General features: G+C 65.5%; 16 protein-coding genes. 11 read left to right on the top strand and 5 right to left on the bottom strand.

All coding sequences use genetic code 11. The annotated features are described in order from the left end of the window. Position 1 precedes the first annotated feature (1 nt). On the top strand, positions 2 to 1,186 hold the full coding sequence (locus CLU86_RS17585) for an amidase (protein ID WP_099742521.1): 1,185 nt from the start codon (positions 2 to 4) through the stop codon (positions 1,184 to 1,186). 55 nt (positions 1,187 to 1,241) lie between these two features. Here CLU86_RS17585 and CLU86_RS17580 read toward each other — a convergent pair whose 3' ends face one another. Beyond that, complete coding sequence (locus CLU86_RS17580; RefSeq protein ID WP_099742520.1) at positions 1,242 to 1,778, bottom strand: ureidoglycolate lyase; 537 nt, start codon at positions 1,776 to 1,778, stop codon at positions 1,242 to 1,244. Positions 1,779 to 2,034: 256 nt separating this feature from the next. Here CLU86_RS17580 and CLU86_RS17575 point away from each other — a divergent pair, with 256 nt between their 5' ends. From CLU86_RS17575 to CLU86_RS17565, 3 genes are all read left to right on the top strand, one after another. Further along, on the top strand, positions 2,035 to 4,350 hold the full coding sequence (locus CLU86_RS17575; protein ID WP_099742519.1) for an NADP-dependent malic enzyme: 2,316 nt from the start codon (positions 2,035 to 2,037) through the stop codon (positions 4,348 to 4,350). Positions 4,351 to 4,505: 155 nt separating this feature from the next. Beyond that, positions 4,506 to 4,916 (top strand): ribonuclease domain-containing protein, encoded by a 411-nt coding sequence (locus CLU86_RS17570; RefSeq protein ID WP_099742518.1) that lies wholly within the window; start codon positions 4,506 to 4,508, stop codon positions 4,914 to 4,916. Between the two features lie 138 nt (positions 4,917 to 5,054). Further along, positions 5,055 to 5,480, top strand: a complete 426-nt coding sequence (locus CLU86_RS17565; protein WP_099657231.1) for a barstar family protein — start codon at positions 5,055 to 5,057, stop codon at positions 5,478 to 5,480. 530 nt (positions 5,481 to 6,010) lie between these two features. Here the strand turns inward: CLU86_RS17565 and rsmA are convergent. From rsmA to CLU86_RS17550, 3 genes are all read right to left on the bottom strand, one after another. After that, entirely contained in the window at positions 6,011 to 6,790 is a 780-nt protein-coding gene (gene rsmA, locus CLU86_RS17560) for a 16S rRNA (adenine(1518)-N(6)/adenine(1519)-N(6))-dimethyltransferase RsmA (RefSeq protein ID WP_099742517.1), read from the bottom strand. An 88-nt stretch (positions 6,791 to 6,878) separates the two neighbouring features. Continuing rightward, a complete protein-coding gene (locus CLU86_RS17555; protein ID WP_099742516.1) occupies positions 6,879 to 8,321 on the bottom strand; it encodes a peptidylprolyl isomerase in 1,443 nt (480 codons plus the stop codon). Positions 8,322 to 8,333: 12 nt separating this feature from the next. Next, positions 8,334 to 10,745 (bottom strand): LPS-assembly protein LptD, encoded by a 2,412-nt coding sequence (locus CLU86_RS17550; RefSeq protein WP_369803832.1) that lies wholly within the window; start codon positions 10,743 to 10,745, stop codon positions 8,334 to 8,336. A gap of 115 nt (positions 10,746 to 10,860) precedes the next feature. Between CLU86_RS17550 and CLU86_RS17545 the strand changes: the two genes are divergently transcribed. From CLU86_RS17545 to CLU86_RS17515, 7 genes are all read left to right on the top strand, one after another. After that, positions 10,861 to 12,000 (top strand): aminoglycoside phosphotransferase family protein, encoded by a 1,140-nt coding sequence (locus CLU86_RS17545; protein WP_099742514.1) that lies wholly within the window; start codon positions 10,861 to 10,863, stop codon positions 11,998 to 12,000. 232 nt (positions 12,001 to 12,232) lie between these two features. Beyond that, entirely contained in the window at positions 12,233 to 12,991 is a 759-nt protein-coding gene (locus CLU86_RS17540; RefSeq protein WP_099742513.1) for a 16S rRNA (uracil(1498)-N(3))-methyltransferase, read from the top strand. A gap of 254 nt (positions 12,992 to 13,245) precedes the next feature. Beyond that, positions 13,246 to 14,337 carry a GGDEF domain-containing protein gene (locus tag CLU86_RS17535; protein WP_369803830.1) on the top strand — a complete coding sequence of 364 codons (1,092 nt, stop codon included), beginning with the start codon at positions 13,246 to 13,248 and terminating at the stop codon, positions 14,335 to 14,337. A 135-nt stretch (positions 14,338 to 14,472) separates the two neighbouring features. Then, positions 14,473 to 15,246: an alpha/beta hydrolase gene (locus tag CLU86_RS17530; protein WP_099742512.1), complete on the top strand. Its 774-nt coding sequence runs from the start codon at positions 14,473 to 14,475 to the stop codon at positions 15,244 to 15,246. 21 nt (positions 15,247 to 15,267) lie between these two features. Then, complete coding sequence (locus CLU86_RS17525; RefSeq protein ID WP_099742511.1) at positions 15,268 to 16,047, top strand: DUF6882 domain-containing protein; 780 nt, start codon at positions 15,268 to 15,270, stop codon at positions 16,045 to 16,047. A 59-nt stretch (positions 16,048 to 16,106) separates the two neighbouring features. After that, on the top strand, positions 16,107 to 16,355 hold the full coding sequence (locus CLU86_RS17520) for a hypothetical protein (protein WP_099742510.1): 249 nt from the start codon (positions 16,107 to 16,109) through the stop codon (positions 16,353 to 16,355). A gap of 68 nt (positions 16,356 to 16,423) precedes the next feature. Beyond that, positions 16,424 to 17,104, top strand: coding sequence for a zeta toxin family protein (locus CLU86_RS17515; protein WP_233195074.1), 681 nt, complete (start codon positions 16,424 to 16,426; stop codon positions 17,102 to 17,104). Positions 17,105 to 17,247: 143 nt separating this feature from the next. Here CLU86_RS17515 and CLU86_RS17510 read toward each other — a convergent pair whose 3' ends face one another. After that, positions 17,248 to 18,729: a sensor histidine kinase gene (locus CLU86_RS17510; RefSeq protein ID WP_099742508.1), complete on the bottom strand. Its 1,482-nt coding sequence runs from the start codon at positions 18,727 to 18,729 to the stop codon at positions 17,248 to 17,250. Positions 18,730 to 18,870 lie beyond the last annotated feature (141 nt).

The raw sequence follows: 18,870 nt of genomic DNA, 5'->3' as shown, positions 1-18,870 counted from the left end.
CATGCCCTTGCACGACCCTGCCCATGCCTTTGTACCTTATCCCGACGTGCCTGTGGCCCATGCTGGCTCCGGCCCACTATCGGGCCTGACTTTTGGGGTCAAGGATTTGTTCGATGTGGCTGGCTACCCCACGGGGGGCGGCAATCCGCTCGTGCTGGCCCAGTCGGGTGTCAAGGCGCAGACGGCGCCCACGGTGCAAAAGCTGCTGGACGCAGGTGCTCGCGTGGTCGGCAAAACGGTGACCGACGAACTGGCGTTTTCCATGAATGGCAACAACGCCCACTTTGGCGCGCCCATCAACGGTGCTGCGCCCACACGCATCACAGGCGGATCTTCATCGGGCTCGGCTTCGGCGGTGTCCTCCGGACTGTGTGACTTTGCCTTGGGTACAGACACCGGGGGGTCGGTGCGTGCCCCGGCCAACCACTGCGGTCTGTATGGCTTGCGTCCTACGCACGGGCGTATCAGCCTGCAAGGCGCTCTGGACTTGGCCCCCAGCCTGGACACTTGCGGCTGGTTCGCCCGTGATGCGCACACCTTTGCCCGCGTTGCCGATGTGCTGTTGGCGGCAGATGTGCCGCCCCTGCCGCCCCAGGTACGCGTGCTGTGGCCTGCCGATGTCTGGGGCCTCTTGGCGCCTGGTGTGGTGGATGCGCTCCAGGCCGCCACCCAGCGTGTGACCGCTGTGCTGGGGGCGCCCAGCCGCGTGGAGGTGGCGCTGGATTCGTTCGATGCGATGTTCTGGAACTTTCGCTACCTGCAAGGCCGTGAAGCCTGGATGACGGATGGTCCACTGATCGAGCGCTTTGCCCCACCCTTGGGGCCTGGTGTGGCAGAGCGGTTTACGTGGTCGCGCGCCGTGACCGATGCGCAGGTGGCCGCTGCAGGTACCTTTCGCGGTCGATTCAAGCAGCATCTGGCCGACTTGTTGGGAGCCGACGGGGTGTTGCTGATGCCAACCATGCCCGATGTGGCGCCCTTGCGGGTTGCACCCGAGAGCAGCCTGGAGGACTACCGCAACCGTGCCATCCAGATGCTCTGCATTGCAGGGCTGGCAGGCTTTCCGCAGTTGTCCATGCCGATGGCGCAGCGCGATGGAGCGCCGTTGGGGCTGTCCTTGCTGGGTCCCGCTGGCAGCGATAGATCACTGGTGGGGTTGGCGGAGCGGATCGCTGCAGCGGCCTGAGCTCGGTGAACGGGGAGTTTGTCCAGCCACCTGTCACGGCCCGCATCGCAGCGGCTCAATCCTCTGGGCTCCATTGCAAACAGGGCGGGGTGGTCAAAAGCCAGGTATCGCAGTCGGCTGCGGAACTGGCCCGTTCCACCACCAGGAAATCGCCCGCATCCACCGCCATTAAGGCGTGGTGCCATGTACCTGGCGCCAGGGTGACCCCTTGCAGTCCATTGCTTACAAAAGCGCGCAGATCGGATGCTTGTGGGGGCAGGCCTGCGGCGGCCACCACGATCACGAAGCGGCGGCGTCCCAAGGGGATGAACGACTGGCTGCCCAGTTGGTGGCGCTCCATCTCTTCCAGCGCGACGGGAAATTGTCGCGCCTGGGCCCGGAACAGCGCCATTTGTGCCCGCCCGCCTTGTTGGCCCAGGCACAGGTCGTCCACCAGGTCAAACCGCTCGCTGGTGCCTGCATTGATCAGGTGGCCTGGGCCAGGTGGTGCTTGCAGCACGGTGCCAAAGGCTGCGAAAGCTGCAGGTGTGAGGGCTGCGGGTGCCAGCTGCTGTGCAGGTGTTGCCAAAGTGGAGGTGTTTAAGGTGGGCATAGGCTCTGTTAGTGCAAGAAGCGCGCCTGTTGGGTGTAGTCGCGCTCAGCGCAATTCCCTATGGCATTTACGCATTGGCCATTGGACAAAATCGCTCCGGACCCAGGCCACAATGCGTTCCCGAGAAGTAAGCAGATCCGCTTACTAGGGTTTTTACGTAACGGCGCCTACAATCTCAGACCCTTACAAAGCTGACAGCCTTCGCCGGGCGTGTGCCCGGTGTTCCTTTCGCCTTACCCCAAGCTGGAGACACTGCATGCCCGAGAACACCACGGCCCAGAACAACAACCCAGACAAGCGTGCCCAGCTGCGCCGCGCGGCACTCGAATACCACGAGTTTCCCAAGCCCGGCAAGATCGCCATCGCTGCCACCAAGCAGATGGTCAACCAGCACGATCTGGCGTTAGCTTATTCGCCGGGTGTGGCCGCTCCTTGTGAAGAAATCGTCAAAGACCCGAACGCGGCCTTCAAGTACACCAGCCGTGGCAACCTGGTGGGCGTGGTGACCAACGGCACCGCCGTGCTGGGCCTGGGCGATATCGGCCCGCTGGCGGGCAAGCCGGTGATGGAAGGCAAGGGCGTCCTCTTCAAGAAGTTCTCTGGCATCGATGTGTTTGACATCGAAATCAACGAGAAAGACCCCGAGAAGCTGGTCGAAATCATTGCCAGCCTGGAGCCCACTTTCGGCGGTATCAACCTCGAAGACATCAAGGCCCCCGACTGCTTCTACATCGAGCGCAAACTGCGCGAACGCATGAAGATTCCGGTCTTCCATGACGACCAGCACGGCACGGCCATCGTGGTGGGCGCAGCCATCTTGAACGGCCTGAAGGTGGCTGGCAAAGACCCCAAGAGCGTGAAGCTGGTGACCTCGGGCGCTGGCGCTGCGGCCCTGGCCTGCCTGGGCCTGCTGGTCAAGCTGGGCATCCCCCGCGAAAACATTTGGGTGACCGACCTGGCCGGTGTGGTGTACGAAGGCCGCACCGAGCTGATGGACGAGGACAAGATCCAGTTCGCTCAGAAGACCGATCAGCGCACCCTGAGCGAAGTGATTGAGGGCGCGGACGTGTTCCTGGGCCTGTCGGCAGGCGGCGTGCTGAAACAGGACATGGTCAAGAAGATGGCGGCACGCCCCTTGATCTTCGCGCTGGCCAACCCCAACCCTGAAATCCAGCCCGAAGACGTGAAGGCGGTACGCGACGATGCCATCATCGCCACGGGCCGCACGGACTACCCCAACCAAGTCAACAACGTCCTGTGCTTCCCGTACATCTTCCGTGGGGCGCTTGATAGCGGCGCCACCACCATCACCCTGGAGATGGAAATTGCCGCCGTGCACGCCATTGCCGAGTTGGCCCAGGCCGAGCAAAGCGAAGTGGTGGCTGCGGCCTATGTGGGCGAGCAGCTGGCTTTTGGCCCCGAGTACCTCATCCCCAAGCCGTTCGACCCCCGCTTGATGATGATGATTGCGCCCGCCGTGGCCCAGGCGGCTGCCGACAGTGGCGTGGCCCTGCGCCCCATCGCTGACATGGATGCCTACCGCGACCAGCTGCAAAGCTTTGTGTACGCCTCGGGCACCATGATGAAGCCCATCTTCACGGCCGCCAAGAGCGCCTCGAAGAAGCGCGTGGCCTATGCCGAAGGGGAAGAAGAGCGCGTGCTGCGCGCCGCGCAAATCGTGGTGGATGAGCGCGTGGCCCGCCCCACGCTGATTGGCCGCCCCACGGTGATCGCCGAGCGCATCGAGAAGTTCGGCCTGCGCCTGCAGGAAGGGCGAGACTACGACGTGGTGAACGTGGAGCAAGACCACCGCTACCGCGACTTCTGGCAAACCTACCACCGCATGACCGAGCGCAAGGGCGTGACGGTGCCGATTGCCAAGATCGAAATGCGCCGCCGCCTGTCGCTGATCGGCGCCATGCTGCTGCACAAGGGCGAGGTCGATGGCCTGATTGCAGGCACCTGGGGCCACACCAACCTGCACCTGAATTACATCGACCAGGTGATTGGCAAGCGCGCTGGCGTGACCACGTTTGCGTGCATGAACGGCCTGCTGCTGCCCGATCGCCAGGTGTTCCTGGTCGATACCCACGTCAACTACGACCCTACGGCCGAGCAATTGGCCGAGATTACCGTGATGGCGGCCGAGGAAATGATGCGCTTTGGCATCAAGCCCCGCGCTGCACTGCTGTCGCACTCCAACTTTGGCTCCAGCAACCAGCCCAGCGCCGTCAAGATGCGCCAGACGCTGGAGCTGCTGCGCGTGCAGGCGCCCTGGCTGGAAGTGGACGGCGAGATGCACGGCGACGTGGCCCTGGACAGCAAGGCCCGTGCGGCCATCATGCCGCACAGCGACCTGATCGGTGACGCTAACTTGCTGGTGCTGCCCAACATCGATGCGGCCAATATTTCCTACAACCTGCTCAAAACGGCAGCGGGCGGCAACATCGCCATTGGCCCTGTGCTGCTGGGCGCGGCGCAGCCGGTGCACATCCTCACCGCCAGCACCACGGTGCGCCGTATTGTGAATATGACGGCTTTGACGGTAGCCGACGCTAACGCGTCGCGATAAGCCCTCAAAAGATAGTAATTGCCAACTTTTTTGGCAACCACCCACACCAAGCGCCTGCCCAATAATTGGGCAGGCGCTTGCTTTTTGGGGGGTATTGCGTCACACTACGGGCTCGAAATTTCGGGTTAACCCGTGGTTTCTGAAAGGTGTCGTTGATGCTGAAGGCTTTTGCCACCCAGGTTCGCAAAGCAGGGGTTTTGTGGGTTTTGGGTGCCGCGTTTGTGTTGGCCCCGATGGTGGGTCATGCCCGCCAAACTCCGTCTGCCGCTGGTTCTCTTTCCTCCATTGCATTGGCCGAGTTGCCTGCCCAGGGGCGGGTCACTTATGCGCTGATCCGGGAGGGTGGGCCGTTCCCGTACGACAAAGATGGATCGGTCTTTGGCAACCGTGAACGCATCCTGCCAGCACAGCAACGCGGCTACTACCGCGAATACACCGTCAGAACGCCTGGCGCACGCAACCGGGGGGCGCGCCGCATTGTGTGTGGAGGCCAGAAGCCCCGGACGCCGGACGCTTGCTACTACACCGGCGACCACTACGCCAGTTTCCGCGAAATCGTCGAGTGACCCCTTCCATGCCGTGTGTGCCAGTCCTATCTTGGCTGTGCACGGTATGCCCTTTGAATCCTCCCACCCGCAAGGTGCATGCACCGGCCCTGCGGAATGCCAGAAGTTTGTGGACTTTATTTAGAAAGAGTAGCGGAGATGCAGACGCCACTTCGTAAAGACCTGGAAACGCCCCTGCGTGGCGTGCGTGCCAACATCGTGCAATCCATTCGCGCCTTCCGCGTGCAGGACCTGCAGGATGCGGCCACTTCCATGGGCCACCATTTTCTGTATGCCAACCTGGCCCACGCACAGACCAAGCAGGACGTGCTTGACCTCATCGCCGGGCAATTCACCTTCCCGGCGCACTTTGGCAAGAACTTCGATGCGCTGTACGACTGCATGACAGACCCCTTGCACAAATCGGGCCCACAGCCTGGTTTCATCGTGGTGCTGGAGCAGATTCCGGCCACCGTGAAGTTTGACAAGGAAGCCCGGGAGCAATTGCTCGATATCTTCCGGGATGCAGCGGACTACTGGAGCGACCGGAAAATACCCTTCCGCTGTTTCTATTCTTTTCTGTAGCCCGTTCTGCATCCAACAGCCAAGCAGAACGGGCGAACGAGGCCAGTGAAGCACCCAAAGTCCAACGGATCGAGATTGCAGCAGAGCCCGCAGAAAAAATGCCCACCGACAAACTGGTCGATGTGTCCCCCTTGGCGCTGCGCATGAGCAGCCCGTTCAATGCTGGTTATTGGCTGAGCGCGGCCTGAATTCGGTACTTCCCCCTGAGGCGCTTTGCGCCTTCCCCCTTCTCTCGAATCGCTGGCGCGATTCGGGAAGGGGGACGACACCAGCGCGGCGGGGCGGCCCTTGCGCGGTGTCTCTGGCTTAGGCCTCGCCAGTTGCCACGTTTGGGCCGCAATCCATCGCTAGCGCTTGCAGTTGAACCGATAGCGGTTATTGATTTGCAAGCGGATTTCACCTCCTTGAGTCGCATCGCAGAGATGTAACCGTTCGGCCTCCAGCATCCGGCTGGTTCAATGCAGTGATGCGCTGAATAGAAGCCAAAAAGCCATCTGGCGCTTATCTAGCAAGCGCCAGAAGCTATCAATTCAAGAGCAAATTTGCGCCAGTGCCACGTATTCGTCTACGGGCACTTCTTCGGCGCGGCGTTGGGTGTCGAAGGTGCCGGTGAACTGGCGGGCTTCGAGCCAGCGGCCCAGGGTGTGGCGCAGCAGCTTGCGGCGCTGGCTGAAGGCGACTTGCACCAGTTCTTCGAGCAGCTTCACGTTGACCTGGGCGGGGGTCTCGCGCGGCACCATGCGCACCACGGCGCTGTCCACGCGTGGGGGCGGGTCAAAGCTCTCGGGGGGCACGAACAGCACGTTCTCCATGGCGTAGCGCCACTGCAGCATCACCGACAAGCGCCCGTAGTCGCTGGTGGAGGGCCCCGCCACCATCCGGTCGATCACTTCCTTTTGCAGCATGAAGTGCTGGTCCCGGATTGCGTCCACGTGCTCCAGCAGGTGGAACAGGATGGGGGTGGAGATGTTGTACGGCAGGTTGCCCACCACGCGCAGGCGCAGGGCGGGTTGGTTCAGGCGTTCACGAAAGGCCTGGGCCAGGGCCGTGAAGTCGACTCTGAGCACATCCGACTCGATCACATCAAGCTGTCCATGCAGGCGCAGTCGCGCTGCCAGATCGCGGTCCAGTTCAATGACGGTGAGGCGGCCCAGGCGCTCGACCAGGGGCTGTGTGAGGGCGGCCAGCCCGGGGCCGATTTCCACCATCGGGTCGCCCGGCTGCGGGGCGATTTCCTGGACGATGCCTTCGATGATGCCCTGGTCAGACAGGAAGTGCTGCCCGAAGCGCTTGCGCGGGATGTGCTTCATGGTTTTGTCGCCGGGCCGCCCCAAGGCAAAACGCGGCCCCCTCGGGGGGCAAGGAGCCACACGCAGTGGGCGACTGTGGGGGTCATGTTCATTGGGGGGGCTCGCGGTATTCCACATAGGCGCGGCCACGCAGCTCCTGGGCCCAGGTGGCGTAGGCTTCGTCCAGCTTCTTTTCACGCACGGCGTCGCGCATCATGTCGCGTTGCTCGCGCTGGTTCAGCTTGGCTTCGCGGCGGTCCACCAGCTGGATCAGGTGCACGCCAAAGCGCGACACCAGAGGCTCGCTGATTTCGCCGGGGCGCAGGGCGCTCAGGGCCTGTTCAAACTCGGGCACGTAGCGGCCGGGGTTGGCCCAGCCCAGGTCGCCGCCTTGCTTGGCGCTGCCGTCTTGTGAATGTTCGCGCGCCAGCGTGGCAAAGTCGGCCTGGCCTGCCTGAATGCGGCGGCGGTAGTCGCTCAGGCGCGCAGCGGCCGCGGCCTCGGTCAACTGGGGGCCGGTGCGCAGCAGGATGTGGCGCGCGTTGGTTTGCACGACGGTGGGGCCAGAGCCTGCCGCAGAGCGCTCCACCACCTTCAGGACGTGAAACCCGGCGGGCGAGCGCACAGGCCCGGCAATGCCACCCACTGCCAGCGCTTGGGTCGAGGTGACGAACAGCTCGGGGTATCGGTCGGTGGGGCGCAGGCCCAGCAGGCCCCCGTCGCGGCGGCCTTCGGGCGCGTCGGAGTATTCCTGGGCCACCTTGGCAAAGTCTTCACCTGCGCGGGCCTTGTCGGCCGCTTGCTGCGCGCGGGCCTGGCGCTCGGCCACCACGGCGGGGCTGGCGTCTTCGGGCACGCGCACCAGCACGTGGGCCAGGTTGATCTCGGCGGCACTCACTTCGGTGCCTTGTTGTTCGCGGATGAACTGGTCAATGTCCAGATCGCTCACCTTGACCTTGGCGTCCACTTCGCGCTCGCGCACGCGCTGCATCAAGAGCTGGTTGCGCAGCTCTTCGCGAAAGCGGTCGCGGTTCAGGCCCTCGCTCACCAGCCGGCGTTGCAACTCGCTCACGGTGAGTCCGTTTTGCTGGGCCACGGCGGCCTCGGCCTGGTTCACGGCGTAGTCGTCAGCGCGGATGCCGGTTTCGCGCGCCAGCTGCAGCTGGGCTTTTTCCAGAATGATGCGTTCCAGCACCTCGCGGGCGATCAGCTCGCGCGGGGGCGTGGGGGCGTTGCCGCCTTGCTGGGCCAGTTGCTGCTCCACCCGGGCGATGCGCGAGCGCACTTCGTAGTTGGTGACGGGCTCGGAGTTGACGATGGCCACGATGTAGTCGGCCGAGCGCGGGCCGGTGTCGGCCGCCGAGGGGGTGGGCAGCGCCAGTGTGGGCTTGGCTGCGGGTTTGGCGGCAGGCGTTGCCGCAGCCGCCGCGGGTTGCTGCGCCAGCCCCTTGCTGGTGCCGCTGGAGGGGCGCAGCCCTTGCGCCGCAGCGCCTTGGGATGCGAGGCAGGCCAGGCTGGCCGCCAGGGCCAATGTCATCACGCGGTGGTTCATGGCTGTGTCGATTTAGTCGTAGTTGCTGAAACGGCTGGGCGTACCGACCTGGTCTCGCAGGTACTGGTAGCGCGGCACGTGTTGCTTGAAGGTTTCGAGGGGGCTGGAGCCCAGGCTCAGGCGGGAGAAGCCCACGAATTCGATTTGAAAGAGCAGCCGGGTGTTGGAGGTGGAGGTGCTGTTTTGCAGGCGCTCCAGCACCACGCGGCCAATCCAGCAGCAGCTGTCGTATTCCAGGCCCACCACGGTGTCCACCAGCTTGCGGTCTTGCATGCTGTAGTTCAGGCGCGCCACGCTGTACCAGCGGCCACCACCTTGCCCACGCCCGGCGCCCAGGTCTTGGCCTTTGTCGCCCCACAGGTCGTTCAGTGGCCATTGCCAGCCAATGTCGATCTGTTCGCTGGTGCCGCGCTGGAAGCGGTAGGCCGCGCTCACGGTGCGGTAGTTGCCGGGGCTGTAGCGGGCGCTGATGGTGGAGCGGATGGAGCGCTGCGTCTTGGGGTTGTACTGGGTGGTGGAGTCAAACGCCCACTGCTGCGTCCAGTTGATGCCCGCGCCCACCAGCACGTCCGACAGCCGCTCGCTCACCGGGGCCACGCCGGGCAACGTCACGTTCTGGTCGGTAAAGCGCAGGCGCTGGGCGACGCCAAAGCGCACGTTCTCGGCGCCGGTGTCCGGGTCCAGCAGACGGGTGGTCATGCCCAGCGTCAGCAGGTTGTTGTCGGCAATGCGGTCGTTGCCGCCGTAGGCGTTTTCGGTGTAGACGGTGGCGAAGTTGAAGTCGTTGGCGGCCGTGTCGTACACGGGCAGGCGGCTTTGGTCGCTGAACGGCGTGTAGGTGTAGAACGCGCGGGGCTCCAGCGTTTGCAGGAACGAGCGGCCAAAGAAGCTGGTATCGCGCTCAAACACCAGCCCGCTGTCCAGGCTGAAGGTGGGCAGCGTGCGGCTGGCCGAGCGTGAGCCGTTGGATAGCGCACCGTCAAACTGGTACTGCGTGGCGTGCAACTGCAGCTTGGGCGTGATGAAGCCACCCGGTGCCAGGAAGGGGCGGCTGATCTGCGCGATGGCGTACGAGCGGTCGGCATTGGGCTGGCCCGTGAGCGCGCGTGCGGCCTCAAAGCGCGTAGTGTCCAGCTCCACGCTGGCGTCCAGCCCCGCAGGCAGGGTCGATGGCGTGTAGCGCCAGTTCAGCTGCGGCATGCGGTCGTACGGCGGCACGATGGGCGAGGTGGCGTCTTGCAGCGTTTGCCACTTGAGCGTGCGCACCTGCGCCGAGATATCGCCCGAGCCCCAGGACAGCGAGGCGTCGTTGGGCAGCAGGCGCTGGCGCAGCGGCTCTGAGGCCCGGCCAAAGTCGCGCCAGTAGTTGTCGTCGCTCACGCGGTTGAGGTTCAGGTTCAGGCCCAGGCCGCCAATGCTCGATTCAATGGAGCCTTGGTGCTTGGCCGTGATGCCCCAGCGGGAGCGATCACGCAGGCTGTCCGATGGCATCACATCGCCGCTGATGGCGCCCTGGTAGGTGGGCTCCAGGTAGCGGAACTCGCCCCCCAGGTTGGCGCCGCGCTTGCTCATCAGCGCTGCGCGCAAGGTGGCGTCGCGGTTGGGGGCAATGTTCCAGTAGTACGGCTGGGCGTATTCCAGGCCGTCGCGGCTGTCCAGCCCGATGGTGGGGGGCAGCAGGCCGGATTTACGCTTGTCCGACAGCGGGAAGGTGATGTACGGGATGGGCAGGATGGGCACGCCCTGGAATTCGAGCACCGCGCCTTCGGCTGTGCCCACTTCTTCCTCGTTGTCGATGCGGATCGTGTCGGCCCGCAGCACCCAGGCCGGGCGCCAGCTGGCCTCGTCATCGCGCTGGCAGGTGGTGTAGGTCGCGCTGTGCACCAGGGCGCGATCGCGGTCCAGGAAATCCACGCGCGTGGCCTCGCCGTGTGCCTGGGTGGCCAGGAAGCGGTAGCGCGCTTCGGTGAAGAACCCCTCAAACGCGTCCACCTTCAGGTCCAGCGCCGAGCCCTCGTAGGTGTTGCCTGCGCGGTTGATGCGCACATTGCCGCGCGCCTTGGCCAGGTCCTCGGGCACCGTGTAGTCGAGCCGGTCGGCACGGATCACCGTGTCACCCCGGCGCAGCTCGGCGTTGCCCTCAATGGTGGCGTTCAAGTCGGTCTGGCCGCTGATGCGGTCGCCCGTGACGAACACCGGCAACTGCGAGCGCACGGCTTCGGGAATCGTCTCTTGCAGCGCGGGGGATTTGCGCAGCGTGATGGGGGCATCCCAGGCGCTGGGCGCGGCGTCCTGGGCCTGGGCGGTCAGGGGCAGGCCGCACCAGGCCAGCGCCACGCAGTAGGCCAGTGCGGTGGGCGCGGGGGGGCGCAGCCGCAATGCAGCTGCCGTAGCGGGCCGGGTCCGGAGGGAGGGGGTCTGCACGGTGGTGGGCTTGCGGCGTGGCACGTGGGGCGTAGGGGGCGAGGGCGGATGGAATCACCCGCGCCGATGGCCCATGGGTAGGCGGAGGGGGCGGGTTTGTAAAATCCGATTATCCATGAGCCACCCCTCTTCCCCCTCATCCCCTGTTTCTTCCACCCACACCACGGGGGCCGCGGCCCCCGGCGCGGTGGTTTGGCCCGATGCGACCCGCCAAAAAGCCTTTGAAATATGGCTCGCCCCGCTGGTGGCCCGCCACCAGCTGGTGCCCGCCAGCCTGCGCCCGGCCTCGGCCGACGCGAGCTTTCGCCGCTACCTGCGCATCGACACCGCTCAAGGCGCCAGCTGCATCATCATGGACGCCCCGCCCGACAAGGAAAACTGCCGCCCCTTCGTGCAGGTGCAGGCCCTGATGGCTGGCGCGGGCCTGAACGTGCCGCAAATTCTGGCGTGGGACGAGGTAGGTGGCTTCATGCTGCTGACTGACCTGGGCAAGCAGACCCTGATCGAGCTGCTGCAGCCCGAAAACCCCCAGGCGGCGCTGCCTTGGTACCAGCAGGCCGCCGATGTGCTGCTGGACTGGCAAAAAGCCTCGCGCCCCGGCGTGCTGCCCGTGTACGACGAACCCCTGCTGCGCCGCGAGCTGTCGCTGTTCCCGGACTGGTACCTGGCCCGCCACCGGGGCGTGGCTCTGACCGACAAGCAGCAGGCCACGCTGGACAATGCCTTCAACCTCATCGTGGCGCACAACCTGGCCGTGCCCAGCGTGTTTGTGCACCGCGATTTCATGACCCGCAATCTGATGGTGCCGCTGCAAGAGGGCGGCCCGCTGGCAGTGCTGGATTTCCAGGACGCCCTTTACGGCCCCATCACCTATGACATCGCCAGCCTGCTGCGCGACGCGTTCATCAGCTGGGAAGAGGAATTCGTCATCGACGTTACCGTGCGTTACTGGGAGAAAGCCCGCAAGGCAGGGCTGCTGGGGGCCAACAGCGCCAGCGGCTGGGGTGCGGACTTTGGCGAGTTCTACCGTGCGGTGGAGTGGATGGGCCTGCAGCGCCACCTCAAGGTGGCTGGCATCTTTGCCCGCCTCACCTTGCGCGACGACAAGCCCAAGTACCTGGCCGACGCCCCGCGCTTCCTCCACTACATCCGCTCTACCGCCAACCGCTACCGGCAGCTCGGCCCGCTGCTGCAGCTGGTGGATGAGATCGAGGGCACCACACCCGTCACCGGCTTCGCTTACGGGCGCATGTGAAGCAGTAAACACCCCCTGAGTCGCTGCGCGCCTTCCCCCTCTCCCGCTGCGGGGGGGGCAACGCCAGCGCGGCAGGGCGGTGCGGCCGACATAGGCCCTTGCGCGGCGTTTGCTGGTGGAGGGCTGTGAGAGTTTCGAGGCTGTGCCCCGCGCCAAGCGCGTACGCAGTAGATGTAAAAATAGGCTCTAGCGCTTTATTTATAAGCGCAAGCAGCTATCAATTGAGTAGCAAATGCCCCGCTTCCACTGCCCCGCTGACCTGGCCCCTGGTGCCGAAATCGACCTGCCCCCCGGCGCTGCGCGCCATGTGCAGGTGCTGCGCCTGCAGCCGGGTGATGGCATCACCCTGTTCCACGGCGGCGCCGATGGCCCTGGTGGCGAATTTGAGGCCACCGTGCTGCGCATGGGCCGCAGCGACGTGCGCGTGCAGGTGGGTGCCCACCATGCGGTGGAGCGCGAGGCGCCCCGCGCCATCCACCTGCTGGCGGGCATCACCGCCAACGAGCGCATGGACTGGCTGGTCGAAAAAGCCACCGAGCTGGGCGTGGCCAGCATCACCCCGCTGGTGGCCGAGCGCAGCGTGCTCAAGCTCAAGGGCGAGCGCGCCGACAAAAAAATCGCCCACTGGCAGGCCGTGGCTGTGGCCGCGTGCGAGCAATGCGGCCGCAACCGCGTGCCCGTGGTGCACGACGCGCTGGACCTGGCCGCCTGGGTGCGCGCCCATCCTGACCCTGCTGCGGCTGCGCCCGCCGGTGGCCAGCCCAGCGCCCAGCGCCTGCTGCTGTCGCTGCGCGAAGGCACACGCCCCCTGCTGCAGGCTGCGGCAGGGGCGGGGCCGGTGTGGTTCCTCTCGGGCCCCGAAGGTGGCCTGAGCGCGGCCGAAGAAGCCCTGGCCGTGCAACACGGCTTTGCCCCCACCACCCTGGGCCCGCGCGTGTTGCGGGCCGAAACTGCCCCCCTGGCGGCCCTGGCCGCGCTCACACTGGTCTGAACGCGGGGACCCGGCGGGCGCCCCCCTGCCCGCTGGTGCGCAGGTATCGAGCTTGCGTGGAGGCGCTCGCCTGGCCCGGCAGCGCATTCAGTGCTTGCTGTTATGCCTGTGCGCCGTAGAATTTGTTCGGAACAGCGATAGCGAGCGCATCCTCACATGACCGGGCCCCTGTGCCACTGTGTGCGGCCGTGCACCACCACAGCGGGGGGGACCACTTGCATCTGAGCACGTACTGCCGGCGTTGGACCGACTGGGTGCTGACCACCGACAAGCGCCAGCGCATTCGCCTGGCCATGGCGGGGCTGGCGGCGCTGCTCATGGTGTGCTGCCTGTTGGTGATGAACGCCGTGGCCGCAGCGGGCCTAGCCAACGCCGCGCATGTGCGGGTGTGGACGGTGTGCTCGGTGATCGGCCTCATCGTGGTGTATGCGGCCATCCGCAGCGGCTGGTCGCGCCGCTTCAAAGACCCCTCCCTCACGCTGGCGCAAATCCTGTACTCCATCGCCTGCTGCGCGGTGGCCTTTGTCATCGCCGGGCCTGCGCGGGGCGTCACCTTGCCCATCCTGGCCATCATTCTCATGTTCGGCATCTTCGGGCTCACCACGCGGCAGATGCTGGGCATCTTGCTGTACGGCCTGGTGGTCTTTGGCGTGGCCTCGGGCGTGGTCGCGTTGCGCGACGAGCCCGGCTACCCGCCCGTGGTGGCCGGGGCCTACGTGGGCATGGTGGTGGTGGTGTTGCTCAGCAGCACCTTTCTCACCACCCGCGTGCAAAGCACCCGCGAGCACCTGCGCCGCCAAAAGTCCGAACTCGCCCGTGCGCTGGAGCAAATCCGCGAGCTGGCCACCCACGACGACCTGACGGGCCTGCTCAACCGCCGAGCCATGTTCGAGCGCATGCAGCTCGAGCAGCGGCGCAGCCTGCGCACCGGCTACCCCCTGCTGGTGGCGCAGCTGGACATCGACCACTTCAAGGTGGTCAACGACACCCACGGGCACGGCAAAGGCGACCTGGTGCTGCGGGCCTTTGCTGACACCGTGCGCCACAGCGTGCGCGACACCGACGTGCTGGCCCGCTGGGGCGGCGAAGAATTTGTGCTGATGCTGTGCGACACCCCAGCCGAGGAGGCGCTTGCCCTGCTGGAGCGCGTGCGCCTGGCCGTGCAGGCCATGCGGGTGCCACTGCCCCAGGGGGGCGATCCCATCGCCATCACCGTCTCCATCGGGCTGGCCCGCCACCCCCCGGCCGATACCTTGGCGCACACGCTGGAGCGCGCCGACCAGGCCCTGTACGCCGCCAAAGCCCAGGGCCGCAACCGGGTGGTGCTGGAGCCCGGGCTGGCGTGATGCGGCCTGCCGACGCCGGTGCCACCACCGCGCAGGGCGTGGTCCACGCCGCCGGGTCCGGCGTTGGTGCTGGTGCTGGTGCTGGTGCTGGTGCGATCCTCTCCGTCTTCTTCACGTCCCCTTGAGCCGATCTCCATGCCTTCTTTCCCCCGTTCTCTTGCTGTGGCCCTGGGTGTGGGGGCGCTGGTGTATGTGGCCCTGTGCGCGGCCCTGTGGGGCTTTCAGCGCTCGCTCATCTACTTCCCTCAGCCGCGCAGCGCGGGTCCACAGGTGCCCAGCTTTGGCCTGGCCGTGCCGGGGGCTCAACTGGTGGTGACCCACCGCCCACGCCCTGGCGCACCCGCGCTGGTGTACTTTGGCGGCAATGCCGAAGATGTGTCCGCCAGCCTGCCAGAGCTGGAGACCGCCTTTGCGGGGCATGCGCTGTATCTGCTGCACTACCGGGGCTATGGCGGCAGCACCGGCCAGCCCACACAAGATGCCCTGTTCGCTGACGCGGCTGCGCTGTTCGACCACGTACACGTCCAGCACCCTAACGTCACCGTGGTGGGCCGCAGCCTGGGCACGGGCGTGGCCGTGCACTTGGCCAGCCAGCGCCCGGTGCAGCGCCTGGTGCTGGTCACCCCTTACGACAGCATTCTTGGCATTGCCAGCGCGCAATTCCCGTTTTTTCCTGTGCGCTGGCTGCTGCGCGATCCGTTTGATTCGGGCCGCTACGCCCCGGCCGTGACGGCGCCCACCCTGGTGCTGATGGCGCAGCACGACGAAGTCATCCCTGAAGCCAGCACCCGGCTGCTGCACACGCGCTTTGCGCCCGGCGTGGCCACGCTGCAGGTGGCCAATGGCGTGGGCCACAATTCCATATCGCAGCACCCCGCCTACGCGCAGTGGCTGGCAGGCCTGCGCTGACCGCCTTGAAAACCCGTTCCGATGACCGATTCAACCCCAGCCTCCTCCACCGAACTCGATTGCGCCACCCACGGCCCCTCGGCTGGCGCCTACCTGTGCGCCCACCTGCTGCAGCAGCCCGTGCAGACCTGGCACTGCAACCCGCCCACGGCCGAAGAGCCCTGCCCCGATGCCTGGTGCGACGCGTGCGAGCGGCTGTTTCAGCAAGAGGGCGAGTGGAACGAGAAGAACGAGGGGCAGGTCAACATCCGCCTGGTGTGCCAGCACTGCTACCAGGATGCCCGCGCCGCCAGCGTGCAGGCCATGGACGACGAGGTCAAAGCCCTGTGGGTGGACACCGTCACCGTGTGCCACCAGGCGCTGGCAACGCGCCAGGGGCGGTTGACCGAGGCGTACGGCCTGTCCACCCACGAACGCTTTGACTACGACCAGGCCAGCGCCACGCTCACCTTCTCAAGCGGCGGCGTGCCCGCCGTGGTGGCCGATGTGGAGTTCATCGGCTCTATCTCCAACACCAGCGGCACCTGGCGCTGGTCGTGGGCCAACTTCAGCCTGCACCCCCAGGTGGTGGGCCGCATCAGCGCTGTGCGCCAGTACGGGCTGGACAACGGCTTTGCCCCGCTGGTGGTGCCGCAGTGGAAGGCCGACGTGGTCGATGCCTGGGAACTGGCCGGTGTGGCAGCCTACGTGCTCGAAGCCCAGGGCGTGTACCGCGCACCCACCGACAACGGCTACCTGTTCATGGCCCTCATGGGCATTCGCAGGGCAAGCGTTATCCATCCTGGTGATGTCACCGCATGACGCCCAAAGCCATAGGCTATTTGCGGCTGGTATAAACCTTGTCAACCAAGGAGTACCCCATGAAGACCCCTTCTCAGATGAGCGAAGAATCCATGCAACGTATGGAAGCCCGCATCCCAGAGTTGGCGGGCAGTGCCGTCAAGCGGGCCTATTTGCAGGCGTTGACCACCAGTGGGAAAGTGATCGAGGCCCGTGATGGGCAGTTGATTGAAACCACTGCAGAAGGCAAGGTGCGTGTGATTCGCTCCATTGCCAAGCCTATGGCGGTGATGGTGGGGGCCAAACGGGTGCGGGCGCGCCGGGCATGACAGCACCCGTTCCACGCCTGCGTATGTTCGCGGGACCCAATGGCTCAGGGAAAAGCACCATCAAAGACATGCTCCCGCCGCAGTGGCTGGGTGTGTATGTCAACGCGGACGAGATGGAAAAAGCCATCCGCTCTGATGGCTACTTGGACCTGTCCAGCTTTGAGGTCATGGCCGATGCGGCTGAGCTCCAAACGTTCTTCCAGGCGTCTACCTTGTTGGCAAAGGCGGGGCTTTTGCCACAGGCGCAGCAGTTGACGGTGGTGGATGGCAAGGTGGGTTTTGGCGCAGTGGCCGTCAATTCGTACTGGGCCTCGGTTCTGGCTGACTTCATCCGCCACAAGCTGCTGGTGGCCCAAGTCTCATTTACTTTTGAAACCGTCATGTCGTCGCCCGACAAGGTTGAATTTTTGCGAAAAGCCCAGCAGGCGGGCTATCGGACCTACCTGTACTTTGTGGCCACGGAAGACGCTGAGATCAATGTGGCCCGCGTGCAATACCGGGTAGAGACGGGCGGGCACCCGGTAGCGGAAGACAAAATTCGCAGCCGCTACGTGCGTTCGCTTGAGTTGTTGGCGCAGGCCGTGGCTTATGCCGACCGGGCCTACATCTTCGACAACTCGGGATCAGAGCGCGTGTGGATCGCAGAGGTGACGGACGGCGTTGAAATCGAAATGAAAACAGACGAGATGCCTGCATGGTTCAAGACTGCGCTGTGGGACAAGTTTGAACCGGAAGAATCGGCGCCATAACCCACTGCCGTGAGCGGTGTGGCTGCGTTGCCAAGGCTCTGCCTGCACGTGGCTGTGCACGTGGGTTGCTGCACCGACGTGCGAAGTGCTCGCTTGCCACGGCTTGCTTCACGGCCCGATGGGTGGCCCGGTCCCAAGGTTTCTCAGCCCGTGTCTTCCGTGCGCGCCGGAAACCGCACGCTGAACCGCGCCCCCGGTGGTTGCTGGCCGGGGTGGGCGTCTTCCAGCAGCACCTCGGCGCCGTGTTTGGCCGCAATCTCCATCACGATGGGCAGGCCCAGGCCCGAGCCATCGGCCTCGCTGCCCAGCGCCCGGTAAAAGGGCTGGAAGACCAGTTCGCGCTCGGCCTCGGGCACGCCGGGGCCCGAGTCTTCCACCTGCAGCATCAGCACATGACCAAAGGTGTCGGCCAGCACGCGGGCCGTGACCACGCCGGGTTTTTCGGGCGTGGAGGGCGTGTAGTTGATCGCGTTGTCCACCAGGTTGCGCACCAGCTCCTTGAGCAGTGTGGGGTTGCCGTCCAGCCACACGCCGGGCGATCCGGGGTCGGCCCCGTCGTAGCCCAGATCGATGTGCTTGTCCAGCGCACGGGGCACCGAGTCGCGCACCACCTCAATGGCCAGCTCGGCCAAGTCACACGGCTGGCGCGCAATGCCCACGCCGCTGCCCTCGGCCCGCGCCAGGGCCAGCAGCTGGTTCACGGTGTGTGTGGCGCGGATGCTGGAGCGCCCAATCTGCTGCAGCGAGCGTTTGAGTTCCTCGGTGCTCGTGCCTTCGCGCTGCGCCAAGTCGGCCTGCATGCGCAGGCCCGCCAGCGGCGTCTTGAGCTGGTGGGCCGCGTCGGCCAGGAAGCGCTTTTGCGTGGCCAGCGACTCGTTCAGCCGCGTGAGCAAGTCGTTGACGGACGACACCAGCGGCGCCACCTCCAGCGGCACGGCGTGGTCGTCCAGCGGGGAGAGGTCGTCCGGGCTGCGCGCGCGGATGCGCTGCTCCAGCTGGTTCAGCGGCTGAATGCCCCGCGCCAGCGCCAGCCACACCAGCAGCACTGCCAGCGGCAAGATGACGAACTGCGGCAGCATCACGCCCTTGATGATTTCGGTGGCCAGCACGCTGCGTTTCTCGCGCGTCTCGGCCACCTGCACCAGCGCCAGCGGGCCGCCCTGCAGCGGCAGCCGCACCCAGATGTAGGCCACGCGGATTTCCACCCCGCGCAGCTCCGCATCGCGCAGGCGCACCTCGCCAGACATGGGGGTTTCATCGGCGGGGGGCTCGGGCAACTCGCGCTCGCCCGAGAGGAATTCGCCCCCCGGCCCCATCACCTGGTAGTAGACGATGTCCGAATCATCGGCCCGCAGAATCTCGCTGGCGGGCTGCGGCAGGTTGAACTGCACCTCGCCGCCCTTCTCTCCCTTTTCCCCCTTTTCGCCGTCTTTTTGCACGCTCACCAGCTGCGCCAAGGCGTGGGCGTTGTACTCCAGCGCACGGTCAAACGGCTTGTTGGCCAGGCCCTGCGCCACCAGCCAGGTCAGTGCGAGGCTCACCGGCCACAGCAGCAGCAGCGGCGTCAGCATCCAGTCGAGGATTTCGCCGAAGAGGGAGCGCTGCTCGCGCTGGAAGATTTTCAAGATTTAAAGCCTTTTTAGCCTCTAGCGACCGTCCATAAAGCGCTGGCAGCTATCATTTTTGATGCGATTGGTTGATAGGCCACGCATCGCCGTTGCCGTTGAGGCGGGCGCGGTTCATGCCAGTGCACCCGTGGAGCTGGC

Source organism: Acidovorax sp. 62 (assembly GCF_002754495.1).
In the GTDB taxonomy this organism is placed as follows: domain Bacteria; phylum Pseudomonadota; class Gammaproteobacteria; order Burkholderiales; family Burkholderiaceae_C; genus Acidovorax.
This window is presented reverse-complemented; position numbering and strand designations above follow the sequence as displayed.